General features: G+C 64.0%; 10 protein-coding genes. 5 read left to right on the forward strand and 5 right to left on the reverse strand.

What is annotated here, in order from left to right:
- Positions 1-23: 23 nt before the first annotated feature.
- The 3 genes from ACFRAU_RS07835 to ACFRAU_RS07845 all read right to left on the reverse strand — a co-directional run bounded on the left by ACFRAU_RS07835 (position 24) and on the right by ACFRAU_RS07845 (position 2,738).
- A complete protein-coding gene (locus tag ACFRAU_RS07835) occupies positions 24-509 on the reverse strand; it encodes a glycoside hydrolase family 3 N-terminal domain-containing protein (protein ID WP_377999445.1) in 486 nt (161 codons plus the stop codon).
- Entirely contained in the window at positions 412-891 is a 480-nt protein-coding gene (locus ACFRAU_RS07840; protein WP_377999446.1) for a glycoside hydrolase family 3 N-terminal domain-containing protein, read from the reverse strand. Before ACFRAU_RS07840 ends, ACFRAU_RS07835 begins: the two co-directional genes overlap by 98 nt.
- Before the next feature lie 1,148 nt (positions 892-2,039).
- Positions 2,040-2,738: a TetR/AcrR family transcriptional regulator C-terminal domain-containing protein gene (locus ACFRAU_RS07845; protein ID WP_377995777.1), complete on the reverse strand. Its 699-nt coding sequence runs from the start codon at positions 2,736-2,738 to the stop codon at positions 2,040-2,042.
- 112 nt (positions 2,739-2,850) lie between these two features.
- On the opposite strand from ACFRAU_RS07845, the gene ACFRAU_RS07850 reads away from it, so the two are divergent.
- Together ACFRAU_RS07850 and ACFRAU_RS07855 are read left to right on the forward strand one after the other, a co-directional pair.
- Positions 2,851-4,269 carry an aldehyde dehydrogenase family protein gene (locus ACFRAU_RS07850; protein WP_377999447.1) on the forward strand — a complete coding sequence of 473 codons (1,419 nt, stop codon included), beginning with the start codon at positions 2,851-2,853 and terminating at the stop codon, positions 4,267-4,269.
- A 39-nt stretch (positions 4,270-4,308) separates the two neighbouring features.
- Entirely contained in the window at positions 4,309-5,406 is a 1,098-nt protein-coding gene (locus ACFRAU_RS07855; RefSeq protein ID WP_377999448.1) for an oxygenase MpaB family protein, read from the forward strand.
- Between the two features lie 862 nt (positions 5,407-6,268).
- Here ACFRAU_RS07855 and ACFRAU_RS07860 read toward each other — a convergent pair.
- Positions 6,269-6,934 (reverse strand): TetR/AcrR family transcriptional regulator, encoded by a 666-nt coding sequence (locus tag ACFRAU_RS07860; RefSeq protein ID WP_377999449.1) that lies wholly within the window; start codon positions 6,932-6,934, stop codon positions 6,269-6,271.
- Positions 6,935-7,059: 125 nt separating this feature from the next.
- Here ACFRAU_RS07860 and ACFRAU_RS07865 point away from each other — a divergent pair, with 125 nt between their 5' ends.
- Entirely contained in the window at positions 7,060-8,544 is a 1,485-nt protein-coding gene (locus ACFRAU_RS07865) for an MFS transporter (RefSeq protein WP_377999450.1), read from the forward strand.
- A 118-nt stretch (positions 8,545-8,662) separates the two neighbouring features.
- Here ACFRAU_RS07865 and ACFRAU_RS07870 read toward each other — a convergent pair whose 3' ends face one another.
- Positions 8,663-8,854 carry a hypothetical protein gene (locus ACFRAU_RS07870; RefSeq protein WP_377999451.1) on the reverse strand — a complete coding sequence of 64 codons (192 nt, stop codon included), beginning with the start codon at positions 8,852-8,854 and terminating at the stop codon, positions 8,663-8,665.
- A 1,067-nt stretch (positions 8,855-9,921) separates the two neighbouring features.
- Between ACFRAU_RS07870 and ACFRAU_RS07875 the strand changes: the two genes are divergently transcribed.
- Positions 9,922-12,606 (forward strand): ATP-binding cassette domain-containing protein, encoded by a 2,685-nt coding sequence (locus tag ACFRAU_RS07875; protein ID WP_377999452.1) that lies wholly within the window; start codon positions 9,922-9,924, stop codon positions 12,604-12,606.
- Positions 12,607-12,608: 2 nt separating this feature from the next.
- Complete coding sequence (locus ACFRAU_RS07880) at positions 12,609-13,667, forward strand: ABC transporter permease (protein WP_377999453.1); 1,059 nt, start codon at positions 12,609-12,611, stop codon at positions 13,665-13,667.
- The last annotated feature ends 4 nt before the right edge of the window (positions 13,668-13,671 follow it).

The following is a 13,671-nucleotide window of genomic DNA, read 5'->3' on the forward strand; positions in this document are numbered from 1 at the left end:
GTCCAGACTCAGTTCCGAGGCTTTCAGCAGCTCGGCGCCGGGTCGCTCGGCTGCGAATTCATGGCCGCGAATGATGGCCTCCTGGCTGCGCAGGAAGGCGCGAGGATTCCTGCCTGTTGGGGTGTTGCTGCGATCTTCTGACGCGTGACGAGTTGCTCCACGGTGCCGTAGTCGGACACGACTGATCCGGTGAATCCCATTCGGCCGCGCAGTAAGTCTGAGAGTATCTGTCGGTTCGCGCCCGCCGGCACCCCGTCGATGTCGGAGTAGAAGTTCATTACGCTGGCAAGCCCCGCCTCTTTGATCATCGCCTCGAAAGGGGTTGCGCATACATCGTAGAGATCCCGACCACTGGCGACGGAGGCCGCGGCGTTCAGGGCTCCTTCGGATACGCCGTAGCCAAGGAAGTGCTTAGCGGTAGCGATGACGCCATTGGTAAAGGTCGTCGCTTTGGATCCCGCGCACGTAGGCGATGCCCATCGAGGAGGTGAGGAGGACGTCTTCCCCATAGTTCTCGTGCACGCGCCCCCAACGGGCGTCGCGGGCAATGTCTATGACGGGTGAAAGTGCCTGCGCGAAGCCGACAGAACGCATTTGGCGGCGGACGGTGTCAGCCATCTCCTGCACGGCATCGGGATCCCACGTTGCTGCCAGGCCGATGGCGGTCGGGAAAGAGGTGTACTCGGGGGCGGTGAAGCCGTTGAGGGCCTCTGCGTGCAGCATTGCAGGGATGCCGAGGCGCGTGTGCTCCAGGAGGTATCGCTGGACGCCGTTGTTGATGTCGGCCAGTTGCTTGGGGAATGCTGCGCCGAGCGCTCCGGATGAGAGGTGGCCGATTCCCTTGGAGAGCCGGGCTGCCATTGTTTCCGGCGTTGGGATGGAGGTAGCCATGATTCCCACGACTGGCGGGATTTTTCCACGAGGGACATCTAGCGCAGCAATTCGAGCGCGCGCTCGTGGGTGTTCAGGTTTGTCATGAAGATCCTTTCGGTTTGCTGTTACACCTATGGCAGGATCGTGCGCTTGCGAGGGAGCGCGACCCGTCCGGCACAGTTGAGGCATCGTTTGAGGTTCTCGGTCGCCTCGGAGGGCGGTCGTGAAGCCCATTTTCCGGACCATGTCGAGCGTCGAAGGCTGTTCGAGGCCCGGTACAAGTAGGGCGAAAGTCGGGCCCGCCGTCGCATCATCTGAGATCGTGATCTGAGATCATGCCGAGAGTCACTGTCCCGAAGTCGAACCTGCCATGGCAGATGACCTGGTTGCAGCACGCTCAGACTCGGTCGTTCTTGTTGGCGCGGTCGTCGTGGGCCGGAGGCCGTTGGCGTTTGTGAGGACACCAAGGGTGATGCTCACCGGCTCGCAGCCGTCGGCAATGGCTGTCAAGGTGAGTTCCCGGGTTGTGTCCGCTGCGGAGTACGGGCAGATCCCGTCGGTGAAAGGTGTCATGAGTTTCGGCGCCGAAGGCTTCAGTGGTGAACACTTTGCCCGCGCCGAAGCCGAGAGGGAATCCGGCGCTCTCGAGGCTGGCGTTCATGCAGACCTTGGAGCGGTGGTAGGCGCCCTCGAAGCAGCGCTACCTGATCGCGCGATTCTTCCGCTGCGCGGATGGTCTTCCAGTAGCAGTAGATGCCCCCGGTAGAGTGGCCGGCTGTTGCAACACTTCACGCATTCTTGGGGCCGGCGTCCATGGCCAACAGTTTTTCGACCGCCGGCAATCTCAGAGCCACTCCGCAGGGTCGCCAAGGCATGGGAACAACTGCCAGGAGCTGCCCGCCACCGGCGCTGACGGATCAAGCCACTCCATCGCTGTTCACCTAAACCGGAAAATTGGATCAGCATGGACACTATCGCCTCGGCGGCCGCCGTCACGGCCGAAAGCGACGTCCTCCGCGCCGGGGGCGCCCTCTATGCCGGGCGGCTGCGTGGAACCGGCGCTCTCTGATCGCCTGCTGCGGGGCCGGGGTGTGAGCGACGCTCACGACACCGATCGCCGTAAATCGCCGCCGGGCGTTCGAGCCTGGCCCTGTGACGGAGGCCCCTCAGTTCGGAACGCCCGCGATCAAGGCGAGTCCATTCACGATCACGGCCAGGGCGAACGTGAACTGCCCGTGGCTATAGGTGTCGATCTGGGCGTCCAGGATTCTCGTGAGGTTTGGGAAATCTTCGTCCGGAGACGAGTCAGCGGATTGAGCGAAGGCCGCGCGGACGACATCGCTGCGGGGATGGGTGGCGAGTGTCCGTGCCGTGACCACGTCCCTCGCATGCGCGATGCACAGGTTGGTGAGGATGACGGTGGCGCGGAGTGCCTGCTCGTCGGTGAAGCCGGCGGCGACCAGCGTGCCGACGAAGTGCTCCGTCCGCAGAACGAAGCCGGTCAGCGGTGCCCCGCGCAGACTCAGATGATCAATCAGTGGCCCGACGGCGACCGCGGCATCGACGACGGCTTCGGCGTAGTCCACGCAGGCGGACTTCCAGTCGGCAGATGCCGGCGCATCGGCATCGAAGTGTGCCGCGAAGGCGCGCCAAGCGAGCAGCCCCATCAGCGTCTCGCGATCGGCCACATGGTGGTTAAGCGCCTTGTGGTCAACTCCCAAACGCGCGGCGACACGGCGCATGGTGATTTCCGAGGGGTCCAGTGCACTCGCCGCTTCGACGATCCGATCCACATCGAGCCCGGCGCGCTCGCCCTGCCTGCGCCCGCCTGATGCGTCCCTCCGTGCCGAACCTGCTGACTCCATTGGGACCTCCCCTCGATTCACAAGGCCGTGCTTGACGCCCCGACTTCTCGAGGGTAGCCTATCAACAATCTTATTCCCCATGGGGAATACCCGACGACAAAGGAGTTCGGCGATGACCACGTCCGCAACCGCCGCTTCCGAGATCCCGCGCACAGACTCGACCGTCATCGCGCGCACCGTGGCGACGGCACGGCGCGCTTTCGACTCGGGGCGGACGCAGCCGTTGTCTTGGCGCCGCGCGCAGCTCCGGGCGCTGATGCGGATGCTGTCGGAGTCGGCGGACGAGATTCACGTCGCGGTGGCCGCCGATCTCGGCAAGGCGCCGGTGGAGGCTCACCTGAGCGAGGTAGGAGCGATCGTTGCCGAAGCGAAATCCGCGATCAGGAACCTGCGGCGCTGGACCCGCGACCGGCCGGTGGGCGGCTCGCTCACCCGCATCGGACCCAGTCGCGCCACTATCCACCGGGAACCGCTCGGAACGGTGCTGATCATCGGGCCTTGGAACTATCCGCTTCACTTGCTGTTCATGCCGTTCATCGGGGCCGTCGCAGCGGGAAACTCGGTAGTACTAAAGCCGAGCGAGCTGGCCCCGCACTGCTCGGAGCTCGTTGCCCGGCTCGTGCCGCAGTACCTCGATCCGGAGGCCTTCCAGGTCGTCGAGGGCGGCGTCGCCGAGACGACGGATCTCCTGGCCGAGCGCTTCGATCACATCTTCTACACCGGGAACGGCGCAGTCGGGTCACTCGTCATGCAGGCCGCGGCGAAGACGCTGACCCCGGTGACTCTGGAACTCGGTGGCAAATCGCCCGTGTGGGTCGACAGCACCGTAGACATCGACGCGGCAGCGGCATCCATCGCGTGGGGCAAGTTCTCCAACGCGGGGCAGACCTGCGTCGCCCCGGACTACGTGCTGACGACCGCCGATGTCGCGCCCAGACTCGCTGCGGCGATCGCGGCCCGCATCACCGCTATGTACGGCACCGACCCCCGCACTTCGCCGGACTTCGGACGGATCATCAATTCCCGCCACACGGAACGTCTTGCGAAGCTGATCGACTCGGGCACCGTCGTCGCCGGAGGCCAGGTCGACGTCTCCCAGCGCTATGTCGAACCCACGGTGCTCACCGACGTGTCCCTTGACTCGCCGGCGATGCAACAGGAGATCTTTGGCCCAATCCTGCCAATCGTCACAGTTGCAGGCCTGGACGAGGCGATCGCGGTGATCCGATCGAATGACAAGCCGCTCGCCCTCTACGCATTCACGACCAGCCGCGAGGCGCGGGAGAAGATCACGGCCCGCACTTCGTCGGGCGGGCTGATGTTCGGCGGCGTCATGGTGCACCTGGGCGTGCCCACACTGCCGTTCGGCGGCGTGGGCGGCAGCGGTATGGGCGCCTACCACGGCGAACACAGCCTCCAAACGTTCAGCCACGAACGCGCCATACTCCGCAAACTTCCCGGTCCAGACCTAACCCGATTCGCCTACCCGCCGTTCACGGCCAAGAAGGCGAAAATGCTCATCGGCTCCTGAGCCGCGTTACCTTCAAATGCCAACAGAGGAAATCCTGCAATGACTGTCATCCAAGATACGAAGGCTGCCGACGTGGTGGTCACCAAAGAACGGCTGTTCGGCTCCGAGCAGCGCTGGCGACGATTTGGCGTGCCCACACCTGCGGGCGAGAGCCGCCGTGCGGACGGGGCCGTCGACTACGGTCTGTTCGGACCCGGATCGCTGGCCTGGGATATCATCCTGCATCCAGTGACGATCTTCCTCGAGACGGTCGCGCAGGGGCAGGTCCAGACCACCTACAAACCCGTCGATGCGGGCGTCCGCGACAAGGATCCGATGACCCGCAAGGGGCTGCAGGATACCCTGACAATCATGGACGCGTTCGACCGCGCCCAGCGCAACTCCGGCATTCACGCCCCGATGTGGCTCGCTGACACGCCCAGTGCCGAGCGAATCGCGAAGCACCTGATCGCTATCCACGGCAAGGTCGTCAGTGACATCATCGATGTCGGCGAACCCGAACTGGGCGGATACGCGGCCAACGGCCCCCGCGACGCCATGTGGGCGGCGCTCACCGAGATGGAGTCGATGCTCTGGCTCTACGAAGGCCTGGCATTCCGCGACGGCAAGCGCCCTCACGCGGTGTCGCCTGCCCAGCGGGACGCGTACATCGCAGAGTTCGCAGCCTATGTGCGTCTCTTCCCGCATGCGGACGAGCCACCCACCTCACAGTCCCAGCTGGATGCGCTGCACGAAAAGTACGCCGATCTCTTCCGACACAGCGCGACCATGCACACAATGGTCGAGAGCGGGGAGGACTACCAGGCGTTCCTCATGCGCAATTTCAAGAAGAACTTCCACCGCTCGCAGGTGCGCGTGTTGATGCCGATGGGCGTGCTGTTCGGCCTGTTCGGCAAAGCCGTCACCGGATGCTTTCCCGACCATGTGCACCAGTCCATGGGTCTGACGCCCAAACAGAGTCGCGCTGCCCGCCGCGCCCGGAAGATGGCACTGCCGCTCGTCTGGATCTTCCAGCGCAGCTTCGCGCAGCGCTACTGGATGCGCCTCATGTGGGGCCCCGATGGTGTCAAGCTCATACAGCACGCCCGAAAGCTGCACGACGCCGCCAAACGCGAACGCGCCGCATCGGCTGCCTGACACCACACCGCTGCAATCCCCAAGGAGAAGATCCGAGGTATCGACCACCGTGGTCACCCGGGTTTCCACCGCCTTCAATCCGCTGCTCATCGACGGCTGCCGCGCGCTTTGGGTCACGCACTCAACCAAGGACGCACTGGTTGCTGCCGGCTGACCTGGGGCGGAGGCCTCCTTCCGTAAACTTAGGGCTGGAGGAGGCTTCCGTCGGTGTTGACCGGTCGACCCAAGTGTTGGACGCCGGGCAGCACCAGGGCGCGGTCTGCGATCCGGAATATCTTGAACGCTCGGGTCAAGGCGCTGCCCGTGGCACGGTGACGCGCCCGGTCCCGCCTCGGGACATCCCCCGGGGGCTACCGGCGGGCGGCATAGTCCCGGGTTTGCGGTCCCAGGGCAGCCACATCCTGGCGACGATGCCGCGCGCCAAGTTCAACTGCCGGCTGCCGCGGCGACTGAGTCGGTGGGGGCAAGCGTCTCGGCGCGCGCCAAGGATTGGGCATCCGACTGCCAGGTTGGCGACCGCGGCCTACGACCGCACCCGGACGGGTGCGACCATGCGGTCGGGAACGCGGCCGCGGTGATCCGCCCCGCCGCGACCCGGCCTGGGAAAAAGATTCCAGAGGCTGGTCCATCTGTCGTCATCGAGGCATGTGGAGCGCTTGCCGGCCGGGCCTCCGATGGGGACCTGGCGACGGAAGTTGGCCGCAGCGGCGACACCGGCGATGACCCGCAGCCGCTTGGTTGTCACTCCCGCCCGGGACCCCCACGCCAACGAACCCAGCGCAAGGCTCCGGAGTCCGGTTCATGATCAGTCAAACGCCGTCGGTGACACTGCCCCGTACCGATTATCGCGAGGCACATTGAGCTAACGGCGGCTGTCGCCCGACGGCGACAACAAAAGGCCGAGGACTTCGCCCACGGGGCCGCTGAGTTCCTCCTCGGAAGCCGACGTCAGGGGTTCCACGCCCGTCGAGGATCGCAGCAGGACGATGCCGACTGCGGTAGCCAGTGCAATCTGGGCGCGCAGCACGAAGCGTTCACCGTCTGCGTCTGCGGGTTGCCAGCCGGCAGCTGCGGCCATCCGCTCGGCGAAGGATCGGATCAGGTTGCGGCGGATGGAGTCGGCCCGCTCATCCCCGGACGAACGCAGCATCAACAACAGTTGCAGCTGCAACGGGTTGTCTCTCGTTGGCGAGCCTGCCACATGGCTGATCATGTTCTTCAGAATCTCATCCACGGTCACCTCCGTGGCCTCGGGAGCACTGAGATGCTCGCCGGCACTCGCCAAACAGGCCTCGAAGAGTCCCTCTTTGGATGTGAAGTACCGATTAATAAGCGCAACGTTGACACCGACATCGGTGGCTATGTCCCGCACTGTGGTGGCGCTGTAACCGTCGAAAGCAAAGCGGCGGCGTGCCGCTTGAAGCAACTGCTGCCGCGTGTTGCCGGCGTCGCGGGATCTCACGGCGCCGGGTTCGCCAGGTTCGCCAGGTTTGCGTCGGTCGTCAGCGACCGGCGTTGCGATGGTCATGGGCTCCCTTTCGTTCCGACATCACGATACACGCCGCCCCATGGCCATGTAAACGCGCATTGACTTATCGTGAACTTTCCCTACGATTGAATAAGTCATCATTTGTTTACAACGTTCGGAGAGTCATGTCACACACGATTGAGAAACCCGCGACGGGTCCGATACCCCAGGCTGCGGCGCATCGCCCCAACAGCGCGCTCATCACCTTTTATCTGGCGCTGGGCGGCCTGTCCTTCGCGGTTCTCCAGTCACTGGTGGCCCCGGCACTCTCTACGATCGGGCACGACCTTGGCGCCGCCACCGGGGATGTCAGCTGGATCCTCACGGCCTACCTGCTGTCCGCTTCGGTGCTGACGCCGATCTTTGCGCGCCTTGGAGATATGGTGGGCAAGCGCCGGATCCTCATCGTCGTGCTCTCCCTTCTGCTCGTCGGCACGCTGCTGGCGGCCCTCGCTCCGAACTTGGGGGTTCTGATCGTTGCCCGCGCCCTGCAGGGTGCGGCGGGCGCGGTCATGCCGCTGTCGATTGGCATCGTTCGTGACGAGCTTCCCGGCGGGAAGGTCAGCGTGACCATCGGACTGTTGTCCGCGATCTTTGGCATCGGCGCCGGCGTCGGCATTCTGGCAGCCGGGCCCATCGTCGAGAACCTGGACTGGCACTGGCTTTTCTGGCTGCCGCTTGTGCTCATCGTGGTTGCACTCCTCGGCACCATCTTCGGCATGCCCGAGTCCCCCATCCGGAAGCCGGGCCGCCTGGACCTGCTCGGCACCGCGGTCCTGACCGTGTCGCTCGTGTCGCTCCTTCTGGCCATCAGCGAGGGGCAAAACTGGGGCTGGGGCTCATTCAAGACCGTTAGCCTGCTCATCCTCGGCACTGCCTCGCTTGTAGCCTTTGTTCTTGCAGAGCTCCGCGTGAAGGAGCCGCTCATCGACATGCGACTGTTCAAGTTTCGCGAAGTATGGACCGCGCACGTCGTCGCCCTCGTCTTCGGCTTCGCCATGTTCGGCACCTTCGTCCTGGTCCCGACCCTCCTCCAACTGCCGACCGCCGTCGGCTACGGATTCGGCAAAACCGTCTCCGAAGCAGGCCTCTACCTGCTGCCCACCGTACTCATGATGGTCGTCCTGGGCCCGGTGGCCGGCATCATGATCCGCAAAGTCGGACCCAAGCCGCCCATGCTCATTGGCGCGCTCTCCGTCACAGCGGCCTTCATCCTCCCCGCGATCGCCCACGGCGAGATCTGGCAGATCGTACTTTCCGGACTGTTGACCGGTGCGGGCATCGGCCTGGCCCTCGCCGCAACGGCAAACGCCATCATCGAAAGCGTCCCTGCAACGCAAACCAGCGAGGCGATCAGCGCCAACACCATCGCCCGCACCATAGGAAGCAGCATCGGCACCGCCGTCATCGCCGCACTGATCTCATCGCACAGCACACCCCAAGGTTTGCCGATGAATGACGCCTTTACTATCGGGTTCTGGGCCTGCGCCGCCGTCGCCGTCCTCGCGATCATTGGCTCACTCATTGCCCCGTCGATGCGCAAACGCCGCCAACAGGCCCTCGCGCCCGGCATCGACGATCCGTCCGTCATCGAAACCCGAGCACTCTAGCCCCGCACGGTCGGGATGCAACGGCAGCCACGTACCGGCCGAAAGACCATGAGGACCGGCGCCCCGTTTGGAGCGCCGGTCCTTTCGCGGTCACCTGGATCACGGTGACTCTTGCACGTCACAGCTGGCGAACGAACTGGTTCGGCAGTTCTACAGTCGACGGATTGCTCTTGCCTGGGGCCTTCCCGGAGGATCGAGAGGACATGACCGGCTGCAGGGCCCGCCGCCCGGGCCAGGTGACCTTGGCGCCGATGCCGTCGAAGACGGTCGCCGGGGAGTCCCTCGAGGAAATCTGCTGTTGATTCTTCATGCGCGAAGAGGCCGTGCCCGAGAGACCCGACGATGATTTCTGCGACCGCGGCGGCCGGCGGGCCTTTACGCAGGTCACCGGCCTTTTCGGCCTCGTGGAGGCGGACACCACGGCAGGGACGGACTCCGGCGAATTTAGTCCCGCCAGCCTCATCGTTTCGCCCGCTCGGTACCGGATCGCCGGGGCCAATCCCGCGGGCGGTTGTGCGCCGCAGAGTCGACTGCGGCCGTCTGAGTCTGGGCAGCATTTTTGCGACATACGCGAAAACCGGCTTGTTGTCACCGACCGCCGCTTTCACAGGACGCGCCCTGCCCGTCATGGCTGCGGCAGCGTGACGGTGACGTCGCTCTGCCCAGACTCGGCTGTAGCCGGCTTTCCGGCTTCCCACTCCCCTGCTGGTCATGGACAGCATTGGTGTTGAGATTTGTGCCAACAAGATCAGATCGGACACGACGGTCCCGTCTCAGTTAACTTGACAACGCCGACCTACGGCTTTGCCAGATTGAGTGAGACAGATTCCACGAGATCCGTTGCGCTCAACAGCAGAGATTTTCGGGCCACACGTTGCCAAGTTAGGTGAGACAGGAGACCTGATCCACAGGTTGCCAAGTCCACTGAGATTTTTGCCAACAAAGCTGCGAACGGGCAACGACTGCCTTGAAACGCTTCTTTTCACGTTGCGCAGCTTGACGGATGGTCCATCGTCGGCATTGGATCCGAACGCTCTTTGATGCGGAAGTCGGGCATCTCGTTGCGGTCTGCCTGCCGTGCCAGGAAACCCTGAATCCCGGCCTGTGACTTTGGCAGGGTGATGCCGGCGCCTCTCTCGCCCCGCCCAGTGTCGTCAAGCTGGCGACTTCAAGAACGATGATGCGGGGCTGCGTGGCGGCGATGTCCACGAGCCACTCAGTACTTTCCCTCGTGCTCTGCGGCCGCTGCTGCTACCAATGTTGAAAGAAGAGGGGAACTTCGGTCCGACCTCGCAGTGGGCCATATTGCACTCAGCCTTGTAATCCACTTCACATGCGCATACGATTGCTTCACCGCGCATACGAATGCGCATACGAATGCCGATCGAATTGCCCGGCCGTGAAAATTTCTTGGAGGACATCATCGTGGATGTAACACGGACAACCCCTGCCGCCCCCGGTGTCGACGGGGAGCGCGAGCCTGCGGCCTATAGCCAAGTGGCGGCTGCCGAGCTCGCAGGCGTTTCGAAATTCTTTGGTCACACTGTCGCCGTCGCGGATGTGTCTTTCCAGTTGTTCCCCGGGGAGGTTCTTGCCCTCGTAGGGGAAAACGGGGCGGGAAAGAGTACATGCGTGAAGATGCTGGGTGGGGTATATCAGCCCGATGGCGGAACCGTCCGCGTCGGAGGCGAAAAAGTTCATTTTGCGACCGCGCTGGAGGCGCATAAGCACGGTGTGGCGGTGGTCCATCAGCACCCCGGGCTCTTCGCGGATCTGTCCATCGCGGAGAACGTCTTTGCCGGGCAGCCGCTTCGTTCCCGTGCCGGATTGCTGGATCACACGAGGATGAAGGCAGAGGCTCAAAGGGTCCTTGCCCAGCTCGGGCTCGACCGGCCCGTCACGATGCCCGTGGGATCCCTGCGCATCTCCGAGCAGCAGCTCGTGGAAATCGCCAGGGCCCTGGTCTCAGAGGCGAAGGTCCTGATCCTGGATGAGCCGACCGCCGCTCTGACCACAGCCGAGGTGGACCGCCTGTTCGAGGTGATTGACCGCCTCAAGGAGCAGGGCGTGGCGATGATGTTCGTCGGTCACAGACTGGAGGAGATCTTCAGGATTTCGGAACGTCTGACGGTGCTTCGCGACGGTGCCTTCGTTGATACCCGCCGGACATCGGACGTTACCGAAGAAGAAATCGTGAAACTCATGGTCGGCCGCGCCTTGGGCGACCTGTATGAACGGTCAGCGGCAGTCCTGGGAGACACCGTCCTGGAACTTCAGGGACTCACCTCCGATGGAAAGTTCAGGAACATTGATCTGAACGTGCGCGCGGGAGAAGTCGTGGGAATGGCCGGGCTGATCGGCAGCGGCCGCACCGAAGTGGCCCGCGCAGTATTCGGGATGGAACGACCGACATCCGGGAAGATCCTGCTCAACGGCGACGAGCGGACCATCAAGTCCGCGGCGCACGCAATCTCCGAAGGAATCGCCTACGTCTCGGAGGACCGCCGCGGCCAAAGTATCGTTGAAGACTTCACCATCCTGGACAACGCGACGCTGCCCGTTGTCGGCAAGGCCACGCGGTGGGGCCTGATCAGTACCAAAGCCGAACTCGCCATGGTGCAGGGCCCGCTCGAGCGGATGAAATTGAAATTCGCGGGCTACGGCCAGCCAATCGGCAATCTTTCGGGGGGCAATCAGCAGAAGGTGGTCCTCGCCAAATGGCTTGCGACTCAGCCGAAACTGCTGATCCTGGATGAACCGACGCAGGGCATCGACGTGCAGGCCAAAGCCGAAGTCCACCGGATCATCCGTGAACTCTCAGCACAGGGGATCGCCATCTTGCTGATTTCTTCGGACATGCCCGAACTTCTTGGCGCGTGCGACCGCATCTACGTCATGAAACACGGCGACCTCGTCGCGGAGTTCGACCGCGAACACGCCAACCAGTACGACATCGGCCTCGCAGCCACCGGTCTGCACGCTCCCTCACGAAGCACCCCGAAACCCGCAGAAGAACCCACCTCCGCCGCGGAACCGCAGCAGTTCCGGCCACCCCGGCAACAGCCCGGGGTTGCGACGAGGGGCCGCACCCTCTCCTGGATCCGGCAGGCGCTGGGACGCCGGGAACTTGGACTGCTTCTGGCGCTGGCCGCCGTAGTCGCCCCATTGAGCCTGCTCAACACCAACTTTTACTCGGGCGATAACCTGCACGACTTGGCCGACTACTCGGCCATGCTCGGCATCGTCGGGATCGGCCAAATGCTGGTAATCCTGACCCGGAACATCGACCTTTCCGTCGCCTCCACCCTGGGCCTTGCTGCCTACGCCTCCGCCGCAACCATGAGGACGGCACCGGACGCTCCTCTCATTCTGGGCATCGGTGTCGCCCTCGCGGTCGGGCTGCTCTGCGGTCTCATCAACGGGTCAGTCATCGCCTACGGCGGAGTTCCCTCCATCGTCGTGACCCTGGGAACACTTGCGCTGTACCGGGGCGTGCTGAGCATCATCTCCTCAGGAGACCGGGTCAAACCCGAACAGGTCCCGGCGGACTGGCTCACCATGACCAAAGAGCCCTTCCTCGGCATCTCACCCGTGCAACTAAGCGCCATCTTCATCTTCGCACTGGCCGGATTCATTCTCTGGTGGACCGCCAAGGGCCGCGAAACATACTTCGCCGGGTCCAACCCCGCCGGCGCGGAACTGATCGGCATCCCCGCCAAGCGCCGAACCCTAACTGCGTTCACCATCTCAGGACTCCTCGCCGGTGCCGTCGGTGCGATGTGGGCGTCCTACTATCCCTTCGTGGACGGACAGGTCGCCTTCGGACTCGAGACCGCTGTCATCGCCGGCGTCGTCGTCGGCGGAGTCGCCCTCAGGGGCGGGTCGGGCACCGTCGTCGGTGTCCTGATCGGCACCGTTGGGCTCCTGGCGATCAGGAAGGTCCTGACCATCGCCGGCGTACCCGATCAATACCTCCAGGCAGTCTACGGAGCCGCCATTATTGCCGCGGTCTCCGTGGACGTCATACTCCACAGCCGCCGGAATAAGGCGAAAGGACACTGACCATGTCGACAACAACCACCGCCAGGTGGCCGCAGCGTCTCCAGTCCCGGCTTCTGTCCTGGGAAGGGCTCCTAGGGGCCTTCGCCATCGCCATGATCATCATTGCAGCCATCACCACCCCAGGGTTCGCAGACGGTTATAATCTGGGCTCATCCGTTGCCCGCATGGCCGCGAAAGCCCTGATGGTTTTGCCGCTGGTGTTCCTTATCATCGCCCGCGAAATCGACATCTCCGTCGCCAGCACCGCCGGCCTGGCAGGCATCGCCTTCGGCCTGACCGTCCAGTCCGGTGGATCCACGATGGCCGCCGCAGCCGTGGCACTGGCAGTAGGACTCGCCTGCGGCGCCCTCAACGGCTTCTTCGTCGCTGTGCTCCGCCTGCCCTCCCTGGTGGTCACCCTGGGCACCCTGGCCCTGTTCCGCGGGCTGTGCTACGTGCTCGTCGGAGGCACACCCATCAGCAACATGCCCCCGGAAATCATCTCGCTGGGCAACGACTCGGTCCTCGGCACCTACATCCCGGCAGCCATTGTCCCGTTCCTGCTCCTGGCGCCGGTCTTCTATATTGTGCTGCACAAGACACCGTTCGGGCGGCGCGTTTTCGCCATCGGCGGCAACCCCGACACGGCGTCGTACTCCGGCGTCAGGAAATCCCGGATCATCTTCCAGCTGTTCGTCACCTCCGGGCTTGTCGCGGCCCTCGCCGGCATCATCCACGTCGGCATCACCTCCTCGGCAGCACCGGACGGCGCCATCGGCTACGAGCTGGACGTGGTGACCGTCGTGTTCCTGGGCGGCGTCAGCTTCCTGGGCGGCAAAGGAAAAATGACTGGCGTGCTCTGGGCACTGGTTGTCGTCATCGCCATCCGAAGCATGCTCCAGCTGCAGAACTTCGGCGCCTACGGCCAGGCAGCCGTCGTCGGACTCGTCCTCATCGTTTCCCTGCTCATGGCGAACATCGCAAACCGCACCTCGGCCTTGCTGGCCAGCCGCAGGACACGGGCCCAGCAACTGGGCAACCCGGCCCCAGAACCGGCCGCTACCGTTCTACCCACCCAATAAACCA

This window comes from Arthrobacter sp. NPDC056691, assembly GCF_042791415.1.
Classification (GTDB): domain Bacteria; phylum Actinomycetota; class Actinomycetes; order Actinomycetales; family Micrococcaceae; genus Arthrobacter.

What these genes read in the sequence shown, in the direction of transcription:
- ACFRAU_RS07835 (WP_377999445.1), bottom strand. Translation starts at nt 509, where the DNA reads ATGGGGAAGACGTCCTCCTCACCTCCTCGATGGGCATCGCCTACGTGC.
- ACFRAU_RS07840 (WP_377999446.1), bottom strand. Translation starts at nt 891, where the DNA reads ATGGCTACCTCCATCCCAACGCCGGAAACAATGGCAGCCCGGCTCTCC.
- ACFRAU_RS07845 (WP_377995777.1), bottom strand. Translation starts at nt 2,738, where the DNA reads ATGGAGTCAGCAGGTTCGGCACGGAGGGACGCATCAGGCGGGCGCAGG.
- ACFRAU_RS07850 (WP_377999447.1), top strand. Translation starts at nt 2,851, where the DNA reads ATGACCACGTCCGCAACCGCCGCTTCCGAGATCCCGCGCACAGACTCG.
- ACFRAU_RS07855 (WP_377999448.1), top strand. Translation starts at nt 4,309, where the DNA reads ATGACTGTCATCCAAGATACGAAGGCTGCCGACGTGGTGGTCACCAAA.
- ACFRAU_RS07860 (WP_377999449.1), bottom strand. Translation starts at nt 6,934, where the DNA reads ATGACCATCGCAACGCCGGTCGCTGACGACCGACGCAAACCTGGCGAA.
- ACFRAU_RS07865 (WP_377999450.1), top strand. Translation starts at nt 7,060, where the DNA reads ATGTCACACACGATTGAGAAACCCGCGACGGGTCCGATACCCCAGGCT.
- ACFRAU_RS07870 (WP_377999451.1), bottom strand. Translation starts at nt 8,854, where the DNA reads ATGAAGAATCAACAGCAGATTTCCTCGAGGGACTCCCCGGCGACCGTC.
- ACFRAU_RS07875 (WP_377999452.1), top strand. Translation starts at nt 9,922, where the DNA reads ATGCCGATCGAATTGCCCGGCCGTGAAAATTTCTTGGAGGACATCATC.
- ACFRAU_RS07880 (WP_377999453.1), top strand. Translation starts at nt 12,609, where the DNA reads ATGTCGACAACAACCACCGCCAGGTGGCCGCAGCGTCTCCAGTCCCGG.